16 protein-coding genes and 1 pseudogene are annotated in these 24,206 nt (G+C 68.4%); 5 read left to right on the top strand and 12 right to left on the bottom strand.

The annotated features are described in order from the left end of the window. Window positions 1-433 precede the first annotated feature (433 nt). Entirely contained in the window at window positions 434-934 is a 501-nt protein-coding gene (locus RWE79_RS01510; RefSeq protein ID WP_475938167.1) for a DDE-type integrase/transposase/recombinase, read from the top strand. Window positions 935-1,032: 98 nt separating this feature from the next. Here RWE79_RS01510 and RWE79_RS01515 read toward each other — a convergent pair. Continuing rightward, a pseudogene (locus tag RWE79_RS01515) lies at window positions 1,033-1,146 on the bottom strand (IS5/IS1182 family transposase); the annotation flags it as partial. A gap of 128 nt (window positions 1,147-1,274) precedes the next feature. Here RWE79_RS01515 and RWE79_RS01520 point away from each other — a divergent pair. Next, complete coding sequence (locus RWE79_RS01520) at window positions 1,275-3,944, top strand: helix-turn-helix transcriptional regulator (protein ID WP_475938168.1); 2,670 nt, start codon at window positions 1,275-1,277, stop codon at window positions 3,942-3,944. A gap of 477 nt (window positions 3,945-4,421) precedes the next feature. Here RWE79_RS01520 and RWE79_RS01525 read toward each other — a convergent pair whose 3' ends face one another. Next, the gene (locus RWE79_RS01525) at window positions 4,422-5,552 is read right to left on the bottom strand and encodes an FAD-dependent oxidoreductase (protein ID WP_475938169.1); all 1,131 of its coding nucleotides are present in this window, start codon (window positions 5,550-5,552) and stop codon (window positions 4,422-4,424) included. 117 nt (window positions 5,553-5,669) lie between these two features. Between RWE79_RS01525 and RWE79_RS01530 the strand changes: the two genes are divergently transcribed. Continuing rightward, window positions 5,670-6,287, top strand: coding sequence for a TetR/AcrR family transcriptional regulator (locus RWE79_RS01530; protein ID WP_475938170.1), 618 nt, complete (start codon window positions 5,670-5,672; stop codon window positions 6,285-6,287). Window positions 6,288-6,685: 398 nt separating this feature from the next. Continuing rightward, on the top strand, window positions 6,686-8,866 hold the full coding sequence (locus RWE79_RS01535; protein WP_475938171.1) for an MMPL family transporter: 2,181 nt from the start codon (window positions 6,686-6,688) through the stop codon (window positions 8,864-8,866). Window positions 8,867-9,072: 206 nt separating this feature from the next. Here the strand turns inward: RWE79_RS01535 and RWE79_RS01540 are convergent, their stop codons facing one another. The 6 genes from RWE79_RS01540 to RWE79_RS01565 all read right to left on the bottom strand — a co-directional run bounded on the left by RWE79_RS01540 (window position 9,073) and on the right by RWE79_RS01565 (window position 18,056). Continuing rightward, the gene (locus tag RWE79_RS01540; RefSeq protein WP_475938172.1) at window positions 9,073-11,730 is read right to left on the bottom strand and encodes a LuxR C-terminal-related transcriptional regulator; all 2,658 of its coding nucleotides are present in this window, start codon (window positions 11,728-11,730) and stop codon (window positions 9,073-9,075) included. A 458-nt stretch (window positions 11,731-12,188) separates the two neighbouring features. Continuing rightward, a complete protein-coding gene (locus RWE79_RS01545) occupies window positions 12,189-13,193 on the bottom strand; it encodes a threonine ammonia-lyase (protein WP_475938173.1) in 1,005 nt (334 codons plus the stop codon). Between the two features lie 484 nt (window positions 13,194-13,677). Next, window positions 13,678-14,481 (bottom strand): GNAT family N-acetyltransferase, encoded by an 804-nt coding sequence (locus tag RWE79_RS01550; protein ID WP_475938174.1) that lies wholly within the window; start codon window positions 14,479-14,481, stop codon window positions 13,678-13,680. A gap of 88 nt (window positions 14,482-14,569) precedes the next feature. After that, window positions 14,570-16,150: an MFS transporter gene (locus RWE79_RS01555; protein ID WP_475938175.1), complete on the bottom strand. Its 1,581-nt coding sequence runs from the start codon at window positions 16,148-16,150 to the stop codon at window positions 14,570-14,572. 398 nt (window positions 16,151-16,548) lie between these two features. Further along, the gene (locus RWE79_RS01560; RefSeq protein WP_475938176.1) at window positions 16,549-16,929 is read right to left on the bottom strand and encodes an ATP-binding protein; all 381 of its coding nucleotides are present in this window, start codon (window positions 16,927-16,929) and stop codon (window positions 16,549-16,551) included. Window positions 16,930-17,222: 293 nt separating this feature from the next. Continuing rightward, entirely contained in the window at window positions 17,223-18,056 is an 834-nt protein-coding gene (locus RWE79_RS01565; protein WP_475938177.1) for a LysR family transcriptional regulator, read from the bottom strand. Between the two features lie 230 nt (window positions 18,057-18,286). On the opposite strand from RWE79_RS01565, the gene RWE79_RS01570 reads away from it, so the two are divergent. Then, window positions 18,287-18,793, top strand: coding sequence for a DinB family protein (locus tag RWE79_RS01570; RefSeq protein WP_475938178.1), 507 nt, complete (start codon window positions 18,287-18,289; stop codon window positions 18,791-18,793). Between the two features lie 712 nt (window positions 18,794-19,505). Here the strand turns inward: RWE79_RS01570 and RWE79_RS01575 are convergent. From RWE79_RS01575 to RWE79_RS01590, 4 genes are all read right to left on the bottom strand, one after another. Continuing rightward, complete coding sequence (locus RWE79_RS01575) at window positions 19,506-20,681, bottom strand: branched-chain amino acid aminotransferase (RefSeq protein ID WP_475938179.1); 1,176 nt, start codon at window positions 20,679-20,681, stop codon at window positions 19,506-19,508. A 33-nt stretch (window positions 20,682-20,714) separates the two neighbouring features. Beyond that, the gene (locus RWE79_RS01580) at window positions 20,715-21,068 is read right to left on the bottom strand and encodes a nuclear transport factor 2 family protein (RefSeq protein WP_475938180.1); all 354 of its coding nucleotides are present in this window, start codon (window positions 21,066-21,068) and stop codon (window positions 20,715-20,717) included. A gap of 82 nt (window positions 21,069-21,150) precedes the next feature. Further along, complete coding sequence (gene ispG, locus RWE79_RS01585) at window positions 21,151-22,314, bottom strand: flavodoxin-dependent (E)-4-hydroxy-3-methylbut-2-enyl-diphosphate synthase (RefSeq protein WP_475938181.1); 1,164 nt, start codon at window positions 22,312-22,314, stop codon at window positions 21,151-21,153. 45 nt (window positions 22,315-22,359) lie between these two features. After that, window positions 22,360-24,195 carry a 1-deoxy-D-xylulose-5-phosphate synthase gene (locus RWE79_RS01590; RefSeq protein WP_475938182.1) on the bottom strand — a complete coding sequence of 612 codons (1,836 nt, stop codon included), beginning with the start codon at window positions 24,193-24,195 and terminating at the stop codon, window positions 22,360-22,362. Window positions 24,196-24,206: the final 11 nt, after the last annotated feature.

The following is a 24,206-nucleotide window of genomic DNA, read 5'->3' on the forward strand; positions in this document are numbered from 1 at the left end:
CGGCAGCGCTGCGATCTCCGTGACCATGAGCGTCTCGGGGAGGCCAGCGGTGAAGCCGGCCGCGGTGCGTGCCACGGCGGCGGACGTCCATGGGGCGCGCAATGCTGAGCCGGGAGGCGTATATACATACATCGCCTGCGGTCGAGCCGACGCCGAAAGCCTCGACCACGACCGATCAGCTTGCCGCCCCGCCCCACTCGTGGGTCGGCAAGGACAGGTCCCAGCTCGCAGCGAAAGGGCAGGGCATACAGGCCCAGGACACCACCCGAGCCGGTCGACACGACCAGGCCGCCGGCCAGGGCCGGACCGAACACCGGCCCGGACGACTGGACGAAGCCGCGCGGGGCATTGGCCTGCCGCAACCGTTCAGGCCTGCCGGACGCGATCATCAGCAGGACGAGGTACGCAACCTCCGCAGCGCAGCAGCGCAGCGATGAGCCCCTGGACCGCCCGCCAGGGTGAACAGCATGGGCAACATCCCTGCAGCTGTCATCAGACCCGCGTCGGAGGCGGAGCCGCCCACCGGGCGCCGATCGGGCCGCCGACCTGCTCAGGCGCGACCTCACCGCGTCCCGTCCGAACGAGCGGTGGAGGGGCCTACTTCACCTACGTCGCCACCTGGTCCGGGGTCGTCTACGTCGCGTTCGTCGTGAACGTGTTCTCCCGGGCGATCGTGGGCTGGTCCGCCGCCACCAGCAAGCGGGCCAAGCTCGTCCTCGACGTCCTCGACATGGCCTTGTGGCGACGCGACCGCGCTGGAACTCCCTCTGGTCCAGGGCTTGTTCATCATTCGGACGCGGGCAGCCGACACACGTCATTCGCGTTCACCGCGCACGTCCTCGACGCCGGCATCGACGCGTCGATCGACACCGTCGGCGATGCCCTGAACAACGCGCTCATGGAATCCCGATCGGCCTCCACAAAACGGAACTGATCGCTCCAGCCCCTACCGGCGGCTTGAGCCAACGCATAGAGCCTCCACCGATCCCGGAGCGGTTCAGGCGTCTGCCCCCCCCCCCCCCCCCCCCCCACGCGCGGCTGTCGGTGGGTGATCGGACAGCAGGCCGGCTTGAGGAACGCTTCATACATGTCAGTTCGACGTTCCCAGCGGATGCGAACGCGTCGGAAGCCGTGAAGCCAGGCGCAGGTCAGCTGTGCGATGGAAGGCGATGCCGGGTCGACTGGCACAGGGCGGCTCCCCGTCCCTCGATCACCGGCCGTCTGTGCGGTTCGGTAGCATTGGCTGACCGGTCGCCCCTTGAGGGAGCAGTCGCATGCAGGGCTGGGCAGACAGATGGCCGCTCGTGGGGCGGCAGCCACTCCTGGATTCCTTCGCCCGGGACCTGTCTGACGGACATACCCACGGTTGGATGATCTGCGGGCCGGCCGGAGTGGGCAAGACCCGTCTGGCCGAGGAGTTCCTGGGACTGGCGATCGCCGTGAGCGGACAGCGCACCGCGAGGGCCGTGGCCAGCAAGGCCGCCGCGCAGATACCCCTCAGCGCGATCTCCCACCTGCTGCCCCCGGGCATCGACCTGACCGACCCGGTCAGCGGCTTCCGCGCTGTCGCCCAGACCCTGGCCGGACCGCCGGGCAAACCCACCGTGGTGTTCGTCGACGACATGCACCTTCTGGACAGCTCCTCAGCCGTCCTGCTCGGCCAGCTCCTGGACTCCCAGGTCATCGCCCTGCTCGGCACCGCCCGCACCGGTGAACCGGTCGGTGACGCCGTCGAGGCCCTACTGCAACGCGGGGACCGCGTCCGCCGCATCGACCTGTCCCACATGGACCGCACCCAGGTCCACGCACTCGTCCAGCGCGTCCTCGGCGGCCTCGTCGGCAGCCGCACCCTGCACGCGCTGTTCACCGCAAGCGGTGGAAACGTCCTGTTCCTGAGAGAGCTCGTCCTGGGAGCCGTCGAATCAGGCACCCTCGGCCTCAACGGCGAAGTCTGGGAGATTCCCGACCAGTGGCTCGCCGTCACCCCGCACCTCAATGACCTGATCACCGCCAAAATCGCGTCGGCGCCGCCCGCGGCACTCCCCCTCCTGCAATCCCTCGCCCTCTGCGGCACCCTGTCCGTGACCGACGCCGCGTCCATCATCGACCGCGCCCACCTGGCCGAAGTCGAAAGCTCGGGTATCATCCGGGTAACCGCACACGGACGTAGGATCACCGTCGCGCTGTCCCACCCCCTGTACAGCGAGGTCATCGCCGCCGGCATCTCGCCCCTCCAGCGCCACGACCTGGGCCTGAACCTGGCCGAACGGCTCGAAACCCACGGGCTCAAACGCCGCGACGACGCCCTGCACATCGCGTCCTGGCGACTGGCGGCCATCGGCACCGCCGACCGCGCCCTCCTCGCCCGCGCCGCCACCGTCGCGATGAACTCCAACGACAACGAACAGGTCATCGAGCTGCTCACCGCGATCAAACCGGACCAGCGCACCCTGGATACCCGGGTCCTGCTGGGCCGGGTGCTGACGTACACCGGCCATCTGGACCGCGCCGAAGCCATCCTCGCCGAGGCCGACGCCCACGCTCGCAACGACCAGGAAAAGATCACCGCGGTAACGGTCCGCAGCATGAATCTGTTCTGGTCCAGCCCGCGACTCGACCAAGCACTCTCCGTCTGCACTGCCGCCCACGCGGTGCTGCGAAGCCGGACGGCAAAGCAACAGCTGCGTTTCATGGAAGGAGCCATGCTGGCCGCCTCCGGGCAGCCCGAGGCCGGACTGCGGCTCCTCGACAGCCTTCCCGGAGCCCCGCCTCAGGACAGCCCTGACATCTGGCTGCTGGCAGTGACCGCGAAAGCCCTGGGCCTGGCCGCTGTCGGCCGCGTGGCACAGGCCAGGGCCCTGGCCGAGCACGGGCACAGCATGCACCAGGCGATCGGCGGAGGAACGCTGCTGCCCCATCCCGCGATCCAACTGGCGCCCCTCGCCCTGGCGCTCTCGGAGACCGGTCTGATCGCTCAGGCTCGCGAGGCCTGCCTGAGCGCCTTCGACAGGCTTCAGGATTCACCCTCCCCCCTCGCGCGCCAGTGGCTCGCCTACTACAGCGCACGAACGGAGTGGCTGGCCGGGCACCCGTCCAGTGCCCGCCGCTGGTACGCGGAAGCCGCCGCCCTCGCACGCACGCACCAGCACACCAGGACCACCAGGCTCTTCGTATCGGGCCTGATCGCCTGCGCGGCACTGACCGGCGACATGAACACGACAGAGTCCCTGCTCGCGGATCTTGAACAGTACGCACCGACCGACTTCATGGCCGGCGAGGAGACGCTCGGCACCGCCTGGCTGCACGCGGCCCGGGGCAACCTCAGCCGCGCCCGCGACGTCCTGCACACTGCGGCTGCCCACGCTCGCCGCACCGGCCACATCCTGTCCGAGGTCCTCCTGCTCACCGACATCGCACGCCTCGGCGACGCCCCGGGGGTCCGGCACCGCCTCACCGAACTCGCCTCCGACTGCGACGGAGCACTCACCCATGCCCGGTCACACTTCGTGACCGCCCTTGCCGACAACGACCCCGGCCGCCTGATGGACTGTTCACACGACCTCGAACAGATGGGCTCGCCCATCCTCGCCGCCGAGGCAGCAGCCGCATCCGCCAGCGCCTGGACACACCATGGCGACCCACGCAAAGCCACCGCCGGCACCACTCGCGCCACGGCCCTCGCAGCCCAGTGCGAAGGCGCCCGAACTCCACTCCTGTCCGCCCTCGGCACCCCCTCCGGCCGACTGACCAAACGCGAACAAGAGATCGCCCTGATGGCCGCCGCCGGGAACTCCAGCAAAGCGATTTCCCAGCACCTCACGCTTTCCGTCCGTACCATCGACAATCACCTCCAGCACATCTTTCTCAAACTCGGCGTGCGCAACCGAGCCGACCTCGCCAAGACCCTCGAATACCAAGCGACCCGCAGACCCAAAATCACCTGAAATGTGACCGCGGCCGTTCTGCTCCTCATCGCATGGCAAGCTGGCGGCGTCCGCGCCGTGGAAAGCCGCCGCTTCACGGTTCGCCCGCCCCACAGACTCGCGAAGTGCGTGCCCGGGTGGAGTTCCAGCCGGGCCCCGCTGACCGCCTGGTCGCCCGCCATCGGCACGGTCATGTGGACGTCATCGCTGCCCAGTTGGGCCGGCAGGTGTTTCGCGGAGGTGGGTGTCGAAGGTGCCGAAGGCACGTTCGTCGGCCTCGGCGAGGAGGTCGGCCCCCGCAGCGTCGGTACCGTCTCCAAGCCGATGCCCGCCGGCGGCGAGGTGTCCTTCGGCAGCACGGCGATCTCCGTGATCATGAGCGTCTCGGGGAGCTCCGCGGTGAAGCCGGCCGCGGTGAGCCGCTCGGCGAGATCGGCGGGGCGGACGTGCGAGTCAGGGGCCGGAGCGAGTCGCGCGAAAAGCCGCTCACGGGTGTCTCTACCGGTAGTTGAGCTCGGCGAGTTCGGTGGCGAGCTTCTTGGGCAGGGCGGTGTGGCCAAGCAGGGGAAGGACGATGTTGCGGGCGCCGCGGGCGAAGGCGTTGCGGGTGGTGGCGATGCGGGTCATCCGGTCGGTGAAGGCGACCACCCGCTGGGCGACGGGGCGGCGCCGGGCCTCGTAGCCGTCGAGCTGCCCGGTGGCGAACGCCTGGCCCAGGGCGTAGCCGTCCTGGATACCGGTGTTCATCCCCTGGCCGCCGGCGGGGCTGTGCACATGCGCGGCATCTCCGGCCAGCAACACACGGCCGGCCCGGTAGTGGTCGGCGACCCGGTGATGCACCCGGAACCGTGAGGACCAGGCAACGCCCGTGACTTTGGCCAGGCCGGGGGCGCGTTCGTCCAGCAGCTGCTGGACGAACGCGAGGTCGGGGGTGTCCGGAGCGTCGTCCACGGTGGCGACGACCCGGTAGTGGCCGCCGGGGAGCGGCGCGACGACGGTGAGACCGGCGGTGCCGAAGGTGAGCGACACCTCGCTGGGGCCCGGAGTCCAGTCCATAACGGTGTCGGCGAGGACGAAGGACTCGCTGTAGGCGCTGCCGGTGAACCCGATGCCGGACGCTTCGCGCACGGTGCTGTGCATGCCGTCGGTGCCGACGGCGTATGCGGCGCGCAGTGTCTGCCCAGTGCTCGTGGTGAGCGTGACGCCGTCCTCGTCCTGGACGACCGAAGTGACCTCGTGCGGGCGGTGCACATCGCCGCCGAGCGCCCGCAGCCGGTCCAGCAGCGCACTCTCGGTCTCGTACTGGGGAACCATCAGCGTGTACGGGTGCGCCGTGGGCAGCTTGTCGAACGGCACGGTCAGCAGCCGGCGGGAGCCGTCGCGGACGGCGAACCGGGTGACCTGGATGCCGCGCGCGATCAGCTCCTCGGAGGCTCCCAGCTCGTCCAGGACCTCCAGGGTGCGGGCGTGCACGACGGCGGCACGCGAGGTGTTCGCGCCCTCCGCCAGCTTGTCCAGGACGACGAAGTCGATGCCGGCGGCGGCGAGAGTGACGGCGAGCGCGAGGCCGGCGGGGCCGGCACCGACGATGGCGACCTCGGTGCGGGCGGGGAGTGCGGTGGTGTTCATGGCGGAGTCTTCCGTTCGCATCCAGAAGGAAGGCCAACAATCGTTGGCCTACGTCTGTTGACAGGATGCCCAGATCAGTACTGGAAAGTCAACCACTGTTGGCCTACAATCGTTGACATGACGCCGGGTACTGAGACCACCAGCACAGACAAGCGTTCCGACCGGACCAGGGCCGCGATCCTGCGCGCCGCACGTGAGCGATTCGCCGCGGAGGGCTACGAACGCACCACCATCCGCGCCGTGGCCTCCGACGCCAGCATCGACCCCTCGATGGTCATGCGCTACTTCGGCAACAAGGCACAGCTCTTCGACGCGGCGCTGGCCATCGACCTGCGGCTGCCGGACCTCACAGCCGTTGCGCCGAACGAACTGGCGCGGGCGCTGGTGCGGCACTTCCTCGAACGCTGGGAGGGCAACCCGGCCGACGACGCGCTGCTGGTCCTGCTGCGCTCGGCGGTCACCAATGAACATGCGGCAACCCGGATGCACGAGATCTTCGCGACCCAGATCGCCCCGGCACTGGTCGCGGCCCTGGGCCCCGAGCTCGCCGCACGCCGGGCCGGCCTGGTCTCCTCCCAGCTCCTCGGCCTCGGGCTGACCCGCTACCTGCTGCGCCTTCCTGCGCTGACCGCCCTCACACGGGACGAGATCGAAGACGGCCTGGCACCGGCCATCGCGGCCACCCTTGAGCCGAGCCACGTGCTGCCCGGAGAGGTTGGCGACGCGGCCGGCTGAGGCGTGGCCGCCGGTGGTGTCATGTCTGTCGTGCGCGATGGCCCGCAACGGTCTTGCCGGCGCGAGTACACCTTGCCCATTCGGTGCCCTCACCGACGGCCCAGAGCTACTCGTGCGGAACTGATGAGTGCACACGGCCATTGCGGGAAACCGCCGGCGCCCGAATCCGATGCCGCCGGCTCTGCTCCCGCCTGCCCTGTTCCTGCCGTCGGCGGACCTGCCGTACACAGCGGGGATTTATAGGCATCGTTTACTCATGTGAAGGGCTCAGAGCCGGAAGGACGATGAGTACCTGAGAGGACCCGCACCTGATGTGCGGCGCAGTTCTCTGACCTGAGTGGTCAAGGAGGCAGGCCGAACCTGTTCCTCTCATCCCCCTCGATGAACAGGGAGCCCTCGTGGCCTCGTTTCTCTACAGACTAGGGCGGCTGGCCTTCCGTCGCCGCAGGCTTGTGGCCCTCATATGGGTGGCCCTGCTGGCGCTCGCCGGATTCGGCGCGGCGTCCGCGCCGGCTGCCACCTCGTCGTCCTTCTCCGTTCCCGGCACAGAGGCCCAGAAGGCCTTCGACCTGCTAGAGGAACGTTTCCCCGGTGGCAGTGCCGACGGCGCCACCGCCCGCATCGTCTTCAAGGCGCCCGACGGCGGGAAGATGACGGACGCCGGTCCCAGGGCCGAGGTCACCGGCGCGGTCGCCGCGCTGAAGTCCGGCTCCGGCCAGGTCGCCTCCGTCACCGACCCGTACACGGCGCAGGCTGTGTCGAAGGACGGCTCGACGGCGTACGTGTCCGTCACCTACCGGGTCGGTTCCATGGAGCTGACCGACGACACCCTCCACGCCCTGAAGGAGACTGGTGCGCAGGCCCGCGACGACGGGCTCACTGTCGAGATCGGCGGCGACGCGCTGCAGGCCGCGCCGGAGACGGGTGCCGGGGAGATCATCGGTGTGGTGATCGCCGGGGTGGTCCTGGTCGTCACCTTCGGGTCGCTGATCGCCGCGGGTCTGCCGCTGCTCACCGCGCTCGTCGGCGTGGGCATCGGCATCTCCACGATCACTGCGCTGGCCGCCGCCCTCGACCTGGGCACGACCACCTCGACGCTCGCCATGATGATCGGCCTCGCGGTCGGCATCGACTACGCGCTGTTCATCGTCTCCCGTTACCGTGCGGAACTCACCGAGGGACGCGAGAAGGAGGAGGCCGCCGGACGGGCCGCCGGCACTGCGGGCTCGGCCGTGGTCTTCGCCGGCCTGACCGTGGTCATCGCCCTCGTGGGCCTGGCCGTCGTCAACATCCCCCTGCTCACCAAGATGGGCTTCGCCGCGGCCGGTACCGTCGTCATCGCGGTACTCATCGCTCTCACCCTGATTCCGGCCCTGCTGGGTTTCGCCGGGGACCGGGTCCTCGGCCGCAAGGTCCGCAAGGGCAAGGCCGTCTCCGGCAAGCCGAACGTGGGCGCCCGCTGGGCGCGTCTGGTGCTCCGTCACCCGGTCGCCGTCCTGCTCGTCGGCGTCGTCGGCCTCGGCGCGATCGCCGTGCCGGCCGCCTCGCTGGAGGTCGGCCTGCCCGACGACGGTTCGCAGCCCGTCAGCACCACCCAGCGCAAGGCGTACGACCTGCTCTCCGACGGCTTCGGTCCTGGCTTCAACGGCCCGCTGATGGTCGTCGTCGACGGCGACAAGGCCGAGGCCGACCGGGCGATCGACCTCATCCGCGATCTCGACGGCGCGGCCGCCGTCACCCCGCCGACCTTCAACAAGGCCGGCGACACAGCCATGATCACGGTCATCCCGAAGGGCCGGCCGTCCTCGCTCGCCACCGAGGACCTGGTCCACGACATCCGGGACAAGAGCGGCGACCACGTCTATGTCACCGGTGCGACCGCCTTGAACACCGACTTCTCACAGAAGATGAGCGACGCGCTGCTGCCCTACCTCGCGCTGGTCGTGGGCCTCGCGTTCCTGCTGCTGATGGTGGTGTTCCGCTCGCTGCTCGTGCCGCTCAAGGCAGCGCTCGGCTTCCTGCTCTCGGTCGTCGCCGCGCTCGGCGCCGTCGTGGCCGTCTTCCAGTGGGGCTGGCTCGGCTCGCTGTTCGGCGTCGAGCAGACCGGCCCGGTCATGTCGATGATGCCGATCTTCATGATCGGCGTGGTCTTCGGCCTCGCCATGGACTACGAGGTCTTCCTGGTCACGCGGATGCGCGAGGCGTTCGTCCACGGCCAGCAGCCTGAGGAGGCGATCGTCACCGGCTTCCGTCACAGTGCCCGCGTGGTGATCGCGGCGGCAGTCATCATGATCGCGGTCTTCGCGGGCTTCATCGGTTCCAGCGAGCAGATGATCAAGATGATCGGTTTCGGCCTCGCGATCGCGGTGTTCTTCGACGCCTTCGTGGTGCGCATGGCGATCGTTCCGGCCGTACTGGCTCTGCTCGGCCGGCGGGCCTGGTGGCTGCCGCGCCGGCTGGAGCGGAGTCTGCCCAACGTCGACGTGGAGGGCGAGCAGCTCAACAAGGAACCGTCCCGGAGCCCGGGTGGACCGGACGGACGAGGACCACGAACCGATCTCCGTCTGAACCAGAGATGACCCGGAGATCTCGGGGCCTTGTGCGGTGCGGTCGGCTCGGCCGCACCCGCCCGAGCACCATCTGCTCGAGGCGCGCCCCGGAAGGCGGCGGCCCGTGGGGACGAAGCCGCCGCCGCTCGGGTGAGGGCCGTGCTGTCACTGCAGACAGCACGGCCCTCACCCACCGGCTCTCGATGGTGCGGGGCACACCGCACGAGCCGAGTGCCTCAGTTCGTTGCCTCCAGCGCTTTCTTGAGCTCTGCGCGAGTAGAAACGCCAAGTTTGCTGTAAATGCTGTAGAGGTGGTTTTCCACGGTCCGCCGGGAAATGGAGAGTGCCTCTGCTACAGCTTGCGCCGATGCACCTGAACCGGTCAGGACAGCAATTTCCCGCTCACGGGCCGTCAGTGCCGCAGCAGGTTCGAGGGCCGTGGTCAAGCCGGGAGTGCGGGCACCTTCGCACAGGACAGCAAGCCGGGCGGTCCGGTTGGCGCCGGCGGTGGACTTGCGGGACTCGCCCGCGCGCTTCCACGCCGCAGCAGCCGCCGCGGACGCCTCCGCTGCGAGCAGGTCTGCCCCCATCTTCTCGAACGAGGCAGACGCAACTTCCAGGGCGGACGGGTCGTTTGCCGCCAGCGCTCCGGCATAACCTGCCCGAGCACGGGTGAATGCCGAGTCGCAGACGTCTGCGAGTTCGCCGAGTCTTCTCACTACCTGCCGTGCGTCGCCCAGTCGGGCGACATCGGTCAGGAGCGCGGCTTCAGAACTCAGAACTCCCGATGCGCGTGCTGAAGCCGCGGCAGCCTCGAGTACCTCGCGAGCGGCGGCGAGCTTCCCATCGGCGACGTGGAGCCAGGCTGTGGCGAGGTCGTCTTCTCCGACGAACAGGCCGACGTGGGGGTACTGCGCTGCTTCGTCAATGGCCTTCCGCGCACTGACAGTGTCATTCACCTGCGCGGCGGCCGCCGCGAGGCCGCACAGGGCGGGTCGCATGGCCAGCGTCTGGCCATGCGACCTGGCAAGGGCGACCGACTCCGCGTACCAGTGCCTGGCGGATCTCGGATGACCTGAAAGCCATTCAGCACGTGCCATCTGCAGTGCCGTCCACACGTGGGGCACCTGGGCTCGCGCGGCCATGAGCTCCCCCAGAGCGAGGTTCCCCATGGCCCGGGCTTCTGACAGGCGACCGGCCTCGGCAAGCGCGAAGATCAGGCCATTGCGCTGAGCGGAAGGGTGCAGGTACAGCGCCTGATCGTGGTACTTGAGGTTGATTTTGTACGCGTCTTCGGCGGTACTGATGGCCTCGGCCGTACGGCCGGTCATGGTCAGTCCCGGGGACTGGTACATGAGACTGAGCAGCAGCACGTTGATCTCTGCTGGACCCTCGACGTCGTAGTCGATCTCGCCAAGGGCGTCCAGGCCGGCCTGCGGATCGCCGCAGGCGATGCGGATGGTGGCCTCGGCGGAACGCGTCCGGAACAGCGCCGATGAACTGCGGGCATGCCGGCCGGCCTCGGCTATCACCTCCAATGCCTCAGCCTTGCCGCCCTGGACCCAGAACAGGTTCTGCACCCGGGCAAAGGCGACGTCGAGGATCTCGTCCTCGCCGACAGCCAGCCTCTGAGCCTGAACGAGCACGTCCTCGACCTCTTCTGTCCTGCCGGCCTGAGCAAGGCAGTGCCCCAGAAGGAGGAGACAGGCGGCATTTCTCTCCGGCTGCGGCACGGCCTCCAGAAGTTGTACGGCTCGGGTGTAGCTGTGAGCGTCCCGGGCGAGTCTGGCGGCCGAGACAAGATGATCCGTCTCTGCCGATCCAGTCGCCTCGACACGCCAGGCGACAGACCGGAAGAAATCGTCACGACGCCGAAGCCCATGAGCTTCCAGCGAGGCGACCTGATTGAGGTACACGCGTCTCCTTTTGAAGGGAGGCATGTTCCTTTGGAGCACCTCACCATAGATGGGGTGCTCCAGGTCGATGCGAGTGCGCCGCCCATCGAGAGAAATGTTCACCAGGCCCTCGGACTCGAGTTCTATCAGCACGCCGTCCTGCTTTTCCCGGGATACGACACCATCGAGTGAGGCTTCGCCGCATACAGAGATCACCTCAAGAAGAGCGCGCCCCTCGGCCGAGATGGCCGAGAGCCTGGACTCGACCAGATCGGTGAGTTGCGGTGTGGTCGTAGCGGATTCTGCAGCCGGTTCCAGCTCCCAGACCTCGCCGTCATTCTTCATGAACCGAGAATCGAGTGCGGCAAAGACAAGTTCACGGAGAAACAGCGGGTTCCCTGCGCTCTTCAAGTACAACTCGTACGAGGTCCGACGGCTCACAGCTCCCTCAAGAGTGGACTCCAGCAAGCGGTGAATCGAGTCCTGGTTGAGATTCTTGAGGTTTACTCGCCGGAAGCCGTATCCCACAGTAAGGGAATCCGAGTCCGGATTTTCACGCTCTCCGTCGCGCATGGTCGATATCAGAAATATCTTCCCTGCATCGGAAAGCCGTTGAACGATGATGAGAGAGGACTGGTCCAGCAGGGGAATATCTTCCACGAGAAGCAGAGTCCCTTTTCTCTTCTTCTCATCGAGACTGGACGCAACTCCGGTGAACACCGCGGCAATATCGGTAGCGGCCACTCCGACTGGAATCAGGTGCGCGATAGCGCCGAAGGGGACAGTCGAGGCTCCCCTCGTGGCAGTTACCCGGAGCGTTTTCCATCCCTCCGCTGCGCCTACTTTGAGGAATTCATCAGCCAGTCTCGACTTTCCGACGCCTTGCGGTCCGAAGATCACGAAACCTCTGCACTCCGGGTCGGCCAGCGCAGCTCGACAGAGGCGAAGTTCTGCATCGCGCCCCGCCAGCGGACGCTGTCCGACGCCGATCTTCTTCATCCTCGACCCTTCCTTGCCGGCGGCCCGCAGAGCCGTCCCATGCAGGGCAGATAAGCACTTGCTCAGTGCCACCTCGGGGCGCACCCAGCATACGTATCCCGCTCTGCCTCGTTTCGTCATCTTTTGGTCCATGTTCCGGCAAAACATCATGGCCTTGCCGTCCCAGGGCCCGCATCCGCACCTTCGTGGCACGACGGGCGATCAGCGCGCAGCCGGTCGGCTCCCGGATCCCCGCCACGGTCTCCTCGCTCACCTCCCCCAGCCCCTGGGACCTTCACGAAAGCGCGTCGGGATCCAGAGCGCCCGGCCCAGGCCTTTGCCGGATTCCGCCCATCCGCAATCAGCTGCTGTTCGTCCCAGGTCCCAGCCACGTAGGCAGGCCACTTTGGCGCCCGGCATCCGCTTACATGATCACGGCCTACGGCCGGAGCTCTGGGCTCACCTCGGCTGCGCCCCGGCTAATGGCAACAACCCATGAACGGGAGAGGGGGTTCTTTGAGCAGCAATTCAAGGAGGTCGGAATTGACATTTCCACCACTGACTACCGCTACGTGTGCAGCACCGGCCGGAAGGTCGCGCTCGTGATACAGATATGCTGCCGTTGTGACTGCCCCGGAAGGCTCGGCGATCATGTCGGCATGACGTGCCAAGATTGCTACGCTCGAACAGATCTCCTCCTCGGTGACGGTGATGATGTCGTCAACAAGTACTTGCATGTGCTCAAAGGGGTGCACGCCCACGGTACTCATCTGCATCCCGTCAGCCAGGGTTCTACTGACGCGCTGAGTCGGCCAGGTCACTCGCCTGCCGGTGCGCAGGCTTTCCCGCGCGTCGGCCGCCAGCTCCGGCTCGACGCCCACTACTCGTACTCCGGGCCTCGTGAGCTTCAGTGCCGCCGCAACACCGGAAATCAGGCCGCCTCCGCTGACCGGCACCAGCACCGTGTCAACGTCCAGTCCCCGAGCAACCGCCTCCTCGGCGATTTCCAGGCCTACCGTTCCCTGGCCAGCGATGATGTCGAGGTCGTCGAAAGGCGGGACGATGACGAAGCCATGCTTTTCGGCCAGCTCCTCGGTCACCTTGGCGCACTCTTCGAGAGGGGCGAACTTCACCTCGGCTCCGTATTCGAGAACGCCGTCGATTTTGGCCTTGGCGGCAGTAGCAGGCATAACGATCGTGACCTTCACGCCCTCTTGGCGCGCCACGTAGGCGAGAGCCTTGCCATGGTTTCCGCTTGACCGCGCGACAACCCCTCGGGCTTTCTGGGCTTCGGACAGCCTCGACATGCGGTTGTAAGTGCCGCGGATCTTGAACGAACCTGTGATCTGCAGGTTCTCGGGCTTCAGGAGCAGGGAACGGTGGGCGCACGAGGCCCAGGGCGCCGTAAGCAACGGTGTATGGGACACCGCGTGCGCCAGGCGCTGACTGGCCGCATAGATGTCATTGAAAGTGACAAGAGCCATTAGCCGGCCTCAATTCGATGGTTGCTCATGATTTTCACTGTGGCCCGGAATCGTCGGCTATTGATCAGTAGTACGTACTCGGCCACGGGCCACGGAGAGCATTTGGGCGTCCTTGATGATGCCGCCGAGCCGGTCAAAGCTGATGCGGACCCGCACGTCTGCGCTCAGAGCTCGTGAAACGATCTCGTCGAGGTGTCCTGGTCGGGCAGGGCCGATGGGACGCTTCGCACGTTCGGGAGGGTGTGAGTGCTCTGCGGTAGGGGGAGCCGACATCGGTCCGTCGCCGGTCGGCCGGTGGAAGACGGCCGGCAGACGCCACTTGACCTGCGACGCGGCACCCCGATCAAGGCCGTCACCACCGCGGCCGACGTCAACGACGGCATCCCAACGGCAGCCGGGCGTCCCAAACGTCCACGCCGCCGCCCCGATTCGCCGCTTGGCGGCAAGGGCCACGGCTCCGACCCCGACCGCCGCGGTCCGAGGACTATGCGACGGATTCCGCATGTTGCCGGGTGAGTCGGAACTGAGCCATGCGCAGGTTGGGTGCGGGTTCGGTGGTGCCCACGCGGGAGAAGCCATGGCGCTCGTAAAGGGCGATGGCGGGAAGATTGTCGGCGCCTGTACTCACCAGCACGTGCCCGCCGGGGGCCATGTCGGCCAAGAGGCGCCCCAGCAGGCGTGATGCCAGGCCGTGCCGGAACCATGCGGGATCGACGCACACGCGGGCAATGTCAGTGCCGTCTTCCCCGGCCAGGTGCTGCCAGGCGACGAAAGCGACGATCTGTCCGCCGTCCGTCCTCGCCCCAAGCCAACGCAAAGGCTGTGCCTGCATCTCCTCCAGGCTCTCTCGCAGGGCCGGAATACGGTCGAAGCCGATCAGGTCGGCTTCGACCGCATACGCACGGCGACCGATCCGGTGCACCGCTGCCGCCGTCGTCTCGTCCGCCAGATCCAACTCGCTCACTACGAAGTCAGGACGGCTGTGTTCACCGCGCTCGGGGAGTTCGCAGGATGGCGTCCCCTTCGCAGTGATGTGGTCCCGCGCCCACACCGTCAGGGCGGCCAGGGGGATGAGAGAGGCCGCGCCAGGGGAGGAGAGTGTGCAGTGGGTGCGCGGTGACGCCCCCGGCTTGACAGCGCCGGCCACGTGGGCGAAGCCGGCCGGGCCTTTGGCCAGGGCCGCGATGATCAGGCCGCTCCAGCGTCTGCCCAGCAGAGCGAAGGCCGAGGCGAGGGCCGGAAGGGGCTCGGGCAGTCGCGGTGGCTGGGAGCGGTGCGGAGTGGTCACGGTGGGTCCTTTCTCCGTACGGCGGGAGGCGTCGCGGTACGACCCCTCGCGCCGTACGGCGTGTGGCATGCCGTCGGTCGGCTTCCGGCTACCGAACCGACCCGGCCATCTGGTGACTCGTCCCGCTGTCCGGTATCTCGCCGGCAACCGTGCCGGTCTTGCCTGCACGGCGAAGCAGGAGGGTGACGACGACGGCGGCCAGGACGGTGGCTCCGGCGCCGCTGATGAGGGCAAGGTGCATTCCGGAGGCGAAGGCGTCGCGGGCCTTGTCGATCAGTGCCGGGTTGCCCGTGGCGTGGCCCACGTGGTTGGCCGCGGCGAGGGAGGAGCGCGCCGCGTCGGCGACCTGGGCAGGAAGACCCTGGACGTCGATCTCGTCGCGGTACTGGGCGCTCAGGAGGCTGCCGAGAACGGCGATGCCCAGGGCGCCGCCGAGTTCGCGTGACAGGTCGTTCACGGCGGAGCCCACGTTCTGCAGGCGGGGCGGCAGGGCGTCGGTGATGGCGGCGGTGGCCGGGGTCGTGGCCAGACCCATGCCCGCACCGAGCGGCAGGAGCCCACCAAGGACCAGCCAGTACGAACTGCCGGCGTCGAGTTGGGCCAGCACGAGCAGGCCCGCGGCGACCAGGAGGAGGCCCACGGTCCAGGGGCCGCGGGCGCCTCGCCGGGCGACCAGTCGCGGGCTGAGCCGGGCACTGGGGATCATCGCCGCGGACATCGGCAGCACGCTCACGGCGGCCAGCAGGGCGCTGTCACCGCGCACCAGTTGGAGGTACTGCATGACGACGAAGATGAATCCGAAGAACGCGAAGAACTGCAGTGTGGTCGAAATCGATCCGGCCGCGAACGGCTTGTGGCGGAACAGCCTCGGGTCGAGCAGCGGGTGCGGGTGCTTCAACTCCCAGACGACGAAGGCGACCAGGACAGTCAGCCCGACGGCTAGGCCCGCCAGGGTGCGCGTGCTGCCCCAGCCGTGCTCGGGCGCCTCGATGACCGAGTAGACCAGCACCCCCAGGCCCGCCACCGTGAGAGCCGCTCCGGTCACGTCCACACGCTGCTTGCCCGGCTGCGCGGACTCCGGCACGAAGACGTAGGTGCCGATGAACGCCACCCCCGCCATCACTGTGTTCAGCCAGAACACCGATCGCCACGACCCCACCTCCAGCAGCGCTCCGGAGGCGAGCAGTCCCAGCGCGGCGCTGGCACCCGCGACCGCCGCCCAGATGCTGACGGCACGCGCCTGCTGGGTTCGAGGGAACGTGCTGGTGATCGTCGACAGTGTGGCGGGCATGACGAACGCGGCTGCCACGCCCAGCACTGTACGAAGGACGATCAGTGCGCCCGGCTCGCTCGTGAAGGTCGCGGCAAGCGACACTCCCGCGAACAGTCCCAGCCCGCCCAGCAGCGCCCTGCGACGGCCGAAGCGGTCGCCGAGGGTTGCCGCGAACAGCAGGAACGAAGCGAAGATCAGGCTGTAGGAATCGATGATCCACGACAACTGGGTCTGGTTGGCGTGGGTCTCACGGGCGATGTCGGGCAACGCCACGCTCAGCGATGCCATCGCCGATACAACGGTCGCCAGTGCCAGGCAGGTCACGGCGAGAACCGCACCGTGGCGCACCGCGCGTACCGGTGCGCCGGCCTGGTCTGGAATGGTGAGGCCATTCACAGGAATATCCTTAGATCGAAAACTGGTAAATAGACGGTCGCTCCGGCCGGTCCTAAGAACAGTGCTCGGCGCTCTATCTATTCGAGAGCTTTTTGCTCGCGAGGTGGTCCTCTGGACTCAGCGTGAGTGAAGCTTTTCTTTCGGCTGCCGTCCTGAGGCTCGCCCCGGTAGAGATAGTCCGCCTAACCAGGCTTACCGCTAGGGTCGCAAGGGGCTCGGCGGTTGAAATGAGTAACGGGTACTTATCTGGAGCCGGGCTGCGGTATTCACCGCCCGGACCATCGCTGGATGGGTGTTTGCCCAGGTCACCAGGTCGCCTCTGCCCGGAACAACTGCCTCTGATCGTCGGCTTGCCGCTGACGGCCGCGGAAACAGGTGAGGGACGGGCCGGCGCAGATCTACCGCCGCGGTATCAGGACCGGTTGGTCGTCCGGTGACTCCACGGCGGCCCACCGGTGGACAGACCCGTCATGCTGGTCGATCTCACCGGCACCCGCGGTCAGGGCGGCGACGATAACGCCCCCGCGCCCGTGTTCGTCGGCAGGGCGGTCTGCGGCCCACCCGTCGTCGATGAGGGAAGGGCCGCCGTCGGTCACCTCGACGCGCAGGGCCTGATCGCTGGAGAGGTGGAGAGACAGGCTGATGGGCGGCTGGGCATACTGCACCGCGTTGGTGACCGGCTCTGAGACGACCAGCAGGGTGTCATCCAGAATCTCACCTTCGAGCCCCCAGGAATGCATCACCTTGCGGGCCTCGCGGCGGGCGGTCGAGGCGGACAAAGGACTACGTTCCAGCGGCAGACCCCATTCCAGGACGGTCCGAGCTGCCGTGGACAGCCTGGGCTCCGCCATGGCGGATGAAACTCCGGCAGAGGTGCCGGCTGCAGCGTACGTGGTGGGACTCATCGTGATCACGACCGAAGGGAGTGGGTTCCGACCACTCCAGGAGACGGCCACGCACCACCGTGGCGATTGAGCAAGCAGTACTCAATCTGGCGATTTCCACCGGACTGGACACGCATGGCGCGGCGAGTCGACACCGAGTCGAGAGAGGTCATCTCCTGGGCGGGGTGTCAGATCAGGCTTTTCAGGAGTTCTTCGACCGCGTCGACCAGGGGATCGCCCTCGGTGCCCGGGCGCCGGACCAATCCGAGTTCCACGTCGGGCAATTCTGGCAGGCCGCGCACCGCCATCCCGGGCTCGACCTGGGCGGGAAGAACGGCCGCCACGCCCAGCCCGGCACGGACCGCGTTCTGCACACCGGCCAGGCTGGTGCTCTCGAAGGCGATACGCCAGGCGTATCCGCTGTCCTTGAGGGTGTCGAGCACCGGCATGCGCCAGCGGCACGGCTGCGAGAACAGCACGAGCGGCAGGGGGTCCGGACCGAGATCCACCTCGGGGCCGGCAGCCCACACCAGTGGCAGCCGTACGGTCCAGCGTGGAGGTTCGGGGAGATGGGACGGGTCGCACAGCGCCAAGTGGATGCGGTTGCTCGTGAAAGCCCTTCTCATCGCCGGCCCGTGACCGCTGACCAGCTCCAGCGTCGCTTGCGGGTGCATGCGGGCGAAGTCGGCCAGGGCCTGCGCGAGGGGCGCGGCCGTGAGGTCCTCGATCAGGCCTACGCCGCAGTGCCCGACCACGGTCTGCCCGGTGGCGGCCACGGCCTGCGCCGACAGCGCCAGGATGCGTTCCGCGTACGGCAGCAGAGTCTCCCCGGCCCTGGTCAGTGACACGCCGGTGGCAGACCGGTGCAGCAGCGGGTCCCCGATGGAGCGTTCGAGTTTCCTGAGCTGCTGGCTGAGTGCCGGCTGGCTGTGCCCCAGTGCGGCCGCGGCTCTGCTGATGCTTCCCGACCGGGCGCAGGTGACGAAGGCACGTAGCAGCGACGTCTCCAGATCCAAGCCCATAACCGCAGCCTATATCCACCCCTCAAAGGTCGCCGGTCCCTTCCGCCTGCGGCAGCCCGTACCGTCCGGAACATGCGCTATCCCCATGTCGATGTCTTCAGCCCCAGCCCTACAGCGGCAACAGTCCGGCGGTCTTCCCCGACGCCGCAGAGTTCAGTGAGAACAGATGACCTTGGGCCCGTCGATAAATACCTCGACATCGGTCGCGGTGATCGGGGACGCTTCGCGCGATGACCAGAATCGACGACACGCCGCCCGCGTGGGACGAGCGCACCCAGCTCACCACGTTCCTCGACTACACACGTGACACCGCCCGCGCCAAGTGCCAGGGCATCTCCGCGGAGAACGCACGTAAGGCCCTCCTGCCGGGCTCACCGCTGATGACCATGAGCGGAGTGATCAACCACCTCCGCTGGGTCGAGTACTACTGGTTCCAGGTGGTCTTCCTCGGCGAGGAAGACCGGGGCCCCTGGACCGAGGAGGACCCCGACCGCGAGATGCGTATCGCCGTCGACTTCCCACTCACGCAGTTGCTCGACGAATACGCCGAACAGAGTGCCCGCTACCGCGAACTGGTCGCCGCGAATGGCCTGGACGGCCAGGCCGGGCGAGCCGTCCGCAACGGCCACCACGTCGACCTCCGCTGGATCCTCCTTCACCTCACCGAGGAGACAGCCCGCCACAACGGCCACCTGGACATCCTGCGCGAGATGCTCGACGGCACGACCGGCAACTGAGTGACGCCCCGTAACTGATCGTTTCAGATGCCGTCCGCCGGAGACGTTGGCGGCCCCATGGAACAATCCCTTCGACTACGGGCCCAGAGGGGATGACGCCGTATGGAACGGGCTGAGGCTGCGCGAGAACTCGTACTCTCTTACGTGTCCATGGGGCAGGGTGCCGCGTCGTCAGTGGCAACGGCACTGAGGTCGATGTGGACTTCGCAACCGACGGGAGGGAACAACTGATCGTCTCAGGGTGAGGTTCGTAGGCTACGGAGACCTGTGAGGCGCAGGCCAGTTCGAGTGGAACTGGTGCAGCCAGGCGAAGGCGCCGCGGTTTGCGGCGGGGGCGTCCCCGCAGTCCCCGCATCGACGGGATGGCGTTCAGCAGCGGCAGGAGCCGGGTGACGTCGTACCGGTTGCCGCAGCACGTACATGACGCCGGCGAGTGCCACTCGGTCGGGAACACACAGCCGCCCGGGGTAGCGACGGCGCCGCTCGGGAGCAGGCGGCAGCACTGGGGCTACCCGCCCCCACAGGTCGTCAGGAACAAGTTCAGCGCGCACTGCGGTGTTGCAACGACCCCTTGCACCTGAGCAGTACACCTCGATCGTCTTCACCGAACGCCTGGCCCAGGCCGGCATCGCGCCCTCCATCGGCAGCGTCGCCGACGCCTAGGACAACACACTGGCGGAGTCCACGATCGGGCTGTTCAAGACCGAGCTGATCAAACCCCACGGCCCCCCCAACAAATCCGGCCGCTGTCCGAGCGAGGGGTGACCGCAGCGGCTGTGGGCGGGGCGGTCACCTGGGCGCTGCGTGCGGAGAGCAGCCCATCGCCGAGGGGTGCGTCGTCACCCCCGCCCACCGCACAGGTGCGCAGCCATCCATGCGGGTCCACGGCACGTCCCCGATGGAGATCGCTGAGCGCGTCACGCAGCTCCATGGTCACCTGTCCCGGTTTCCCACACCCGATCAGCCATCGGTCGTCACCGTCGTGCACCTCACCGACCGGTGTCACGAGCGCCGCCGTTCCGCACGCGAACGTCTCCGTGATGACGCCGGACTCGCTCTGCGACCGCCACTGATCGACGGAGATCCGCTCCTCGCGGACGGTATGCCCGCGCTGTGCGGCCAGCGTGAGCAGCGTGTCGCGGGTGACACCGGGGAGCAGTGTTCCGGTGAGCTGCGGGGTCACCACTTCGGCGGCCGGGCCCGTTCCGCGTACGAAGAAGAGGTTCATGCCGCCCATCTCCTCGATCCAGCGGCGCTCCACCGGGTCGAGCCACACCACCTGCTGGCACCCCGCTTCGACCGCTGCCTGCTGCGCCAGGAACGCTCCCGCGTAGTTCCCCGCGCACTTGGCCTGACCTGTGCCGCCGGGTGCGGCCCGGGAGAAGTCCCGGGTGATCAACACCGAAACCGGGTCCGGGCGATCGGAGAAGAAGCCGCCCGTGACAAAGCCCATCAGCAGGAACGTGTACTCGCGCGCGGGCCGCAGCGCCAGGCACGGCTCGCTGGCGAACAGCACCGGCCGCAGGTACAGGCTCAGGGTCGGGTCGCCGTCGGGCAGCAGATCGCCGTCGCGGCCGACGAACGCGTCCACGGCCTCCAGGAACAGTTCATCGGGCAGCTCGGGCATGGCGAGCCGGCGGGCGGACTGCCGGAAACGGCGTGCGTGGGCATCCGGCCGGAACGTGGCGAGCGTCCCGTCCCCTCGCCGGTGGGCCTTGAGGCCCTCGAACACCACCTGACCGTAGTGCAACCCCGCCATCGCCGGGCTGAACGCCAGGTCGCCGTAGGGCAGTAGTCGCGGACGGCCCTCCCAGCCGTGGTCGGCGGTCCACTCCAGCATCACCATGTGGTCGGTGAATCGCTCCCCGAAGCCGTGCCTGGGCGTCACAGCGCATTCCTCTCGTCGGGCTCTTCGGATCCGTCAGACCAGCGGGGCGTAGAAAAAGGTGTCACGGCTTCGGAACGTCCCGGTCTCGGAGAACGTGAAGAAGTCAGCGAAACGCAGCGAGACCGACCGGCCGTCGTGCAGTGTCCCCTCGAACGTGCCGTGCACCGCCGCGCCGTCCTCGTGCACCAGCGTGGTGGAGAGCGTGTGCCGGCCCTCCTTGATCACGCGCTCCTCAAGATAGAAGCGCTCCAGTTCCGCCCTGCCGACCAACGGGTCGTAGCCTGGACGGCAGTAGACGGCCTCCTCGTCGAAGAGCTCGACGAGAGCGGGCACGTCGCCCACGTCCACCAGCTCGTAGTAACGGCGAATGCGCTGTTCGGTGTCCACCGGTGGCCTCCTCGGGCTCATGACGTCATCGGACTGGCATGCGTGCGGTTGCAGGGAGTCGCTGCGAGCTGTGCGGGCCGGTTCAGCCGGCCGCGAGCACCGCGACCTGAGGGGCGCCCTGGCCGGTCCCGGCCGGGTCGTATGCCTCGGCCAGACGCAGTGCCTCCTCGATCAGCGTTTCGACGATCTTCGATTCCGGTACGGTGCGGACCACTTCGCCCTTGACGAAGATCTGGCCTTTGCCGTTGCCGGAGGCCACACCGAGGTCGGCTTCCCGGGCCTCGCCGGGACCGTTGACCACGCAGCCCATCACAGCGACGCGCAGCGGGACCTCCATCCCCTCCAGGCCGGCGCCGACCTCGGCCGCGAGCTTGTAGACGTCCACCTGGGCGCGGCCGCAGGAGGGGCAGGAGACGATGTCGAGCTTGCGGGGGCGCAGGTTGAGCGACTGCAGGATCAGGTTGGCGACCTTGACCTCCTCCAGCGGAGGCGCGGACAGCGAGACGCGGACGGTGTCGCCGATGCCCTGGCGCAGTAGCGCCCCGAAGGCGACCGCGGACTTGACCGTGCCCTGGAAGGCCGGGCCGGCCTCGGTGACGCCCAGGTGGAGGGGGTAGTCGCAGGATTCGGCGAGCAGCTCGTACGCGCGGACCATGACGACCGGGTCGTTGTGCTTCACGGAGATCTTGATGTCGTGGAAGTCGTGTTCGGCGAACAGGCTCGCCTCCCACAGGGCCGACTCCACCAGGGCCTCCGGGGTGGCCTTGCCGTACTTGGCCAGCAGCCGGGCGTCCAGCGAGCCGGCGTTGACGCCGATCCGGATGGGCGTGCCGTGGTCCTTGGCGGCACGGGCGATGTCCTTGACCCGATCGTCGAACTTCTTGATGTTGCCGGGGTTGACCCGGACCGCGGCACATCCCGCCTCGATCGCGGCGAAGACGTAGCGCGGCTGGAAGTGGATGTCGGCGATCACGGGGATCTGCGACTTGGCGGCGATCAGCGGGAGGGCGTCCGCGTCGTCCTGCGAGGGGCAGGCCACCCGCACGATGTCGCAGCCGGCCGTCGTCAGTTCGGCGATCTGCTGAAGGGTGGCGTCGACGTCGGCGGTGAGAGTGGTCGTCATGGACTGTACGGAGATCGGGGACTCGCTGCCCACCCCCACTTTGCCGACCCGCAACTGGCGGGTCGGGCGGCGCGGCGCGAGGACCGGCGCGGGCACCGGCGGTATTCCGAGCGAGACGGTCATGGTCGTTCTCCTGGTCTGGTGGGAGCGCGGGATGGTTCTGCCGGACTACTGGTCCGCCCAGACGGGCTGCGGGGCCAGCTCGTCGATGCGTACGGCGTCGTCGCGCCGGGCGAGCGCCTCGACGACGACCCGCGCGATGCCGCGTCCCGTCAGACCGCACTCGGCGAGGATGTCGGCGCGCCGGCCGTGGTCCAGGAAGCGCTGGGGCAACCCGAACGTGCGCACCGGGGTGCGCGCGCCCGCGTCGGCGAGCGCCTGGGCGACCGCGGATCCGGCTCCGCCGGCGCGTCCGCTGTCCTCGACGGTGGCGACCAGGCCGTGGTCCAGTCCCATGTCCACCAGGGCCGCGGGCACCGGGGTGAGCCAGCGCGGGTCGACGACGGTGACGCCGAAGCCGTGCTCGGCCAGCCGGTCGGCCGCTTCCAGGCAGACTCCGGCCATCGTGCCGACGGACACGAGCAGCACGGCGCGTTCCCCGGTCTCGGCGCGGCGCAGCACGTCCATGCCGGCGACGGTGTCGACCGCCGGGATGTCGTGTCCCGTGGTGCCCTTGGGGAACCGCAGCGCGGTGGGTCCGTCCTGGACGGCAACGGCCTCACGCAGCGCCCGGCGCAGTGTGGCGCCGTCGCGCGGGGCCGCCACCCGCAGGCCGGGCACCATCTGGCACAGCGACAGGTCCCACATGCCGTTGTGGGACGCGCCGTCGTCCCCGGTCACCCCTGCCCGGTCCAGCACGAAGGTGACCGGTGCACGGTGCAGGGCGACGTCGAGCAGCATCTGGTCGAAGGCGCGGTTGAGGAAGGTGGCGTAGATCGCCACCACGGGGTGCAGGCCGCCGAGGGCGAGGCCCGCCGCCGAGGTGACGGCGTGCTGTTCGGCTATGCCCACATCGAACGTGCGCTCCGGGAAGCGGTCGGCGAACCGGGACAGGCCGGTGGGCGCGAGCATGGCCGCCGTGATGGCGACGAGGTCTGGGTGCTGTGCGCCGAGGTCGGCCAGTTCCTCACCGAACACCGCGGTCCAAGCGGGCGAGGCGGGCGAGGCGGGCCCGTCGGTCCGCGGAATGGCGGGGGTGGCGGGCCGGGGGCGCACGGCGTGGAAGCGGTCGGCCTCGTCCTGTTCGGCGGGGGCGTGGCCGCGGCCCTTCTCCGTCAGGCAGTGGACGACGACCGGTCCGCCGAGGCGTGCCGCGTGGTTCAGGGCCCGCTCCAGGGCGGCGATGTCGTGTCCGTCGACGGGGCCGACGTAGGCCAGCCCCATGTTCTCGAACACGCTGTGCGGAGGGCGTTCCCCGGTGCGCAGCCGGGCGAGGTGCTCGGGGATACCGCCAACCGTGGGGGTGTAGGAACGGGTGTTGTCGTTGAGGACGACGACCACCGGGCGCCGGCGCGCCGCCGCCAGGTTGTTCAGGCCCTCCCAGGCCATGCCGCCGGTCAGTGCGCCGTCGCCGATGACCGCCACGACCGCGCGGTCGGTGATGCCTTGGATCTCGTACGCCTTGGCCAGTCCGTCGGCGTAGGACAGGACCGTCGAGGCGTGGGAGTTCTCGATGATGTCGTGCTCGGACTCGGTCCGGGAAGGGTATCCGGAGAGGCCGCCCGGCTGCCGGAGCGTCCCGAAGGCTCCGGCGCGGCCGGTGATGATCTTGTGGGCGTAGGTCTGGTGCCCGGTGTCCCACATGATCCGGTCGCGTGGGGACTCGAAGACCCGGTGCAGGGCGATGGTCAGCTCGACGACTCCGAGGCTCGGCCCGAGGTGCCCGCCGGTGCGGGTCACCTCCTCCACCAGCAGCCGCCGGATGTCGGCGGCGAGCTGCTCGGTCTGCCGCAGGGAAAGGGCACGCAGGTCGTCCGGTCCGTGGACCGACTCAATCGACGTCATGACGGATCCTG

It is taken from the genome of Streptomyces sp. RLA131 (genome assembly GCF_056270125.1).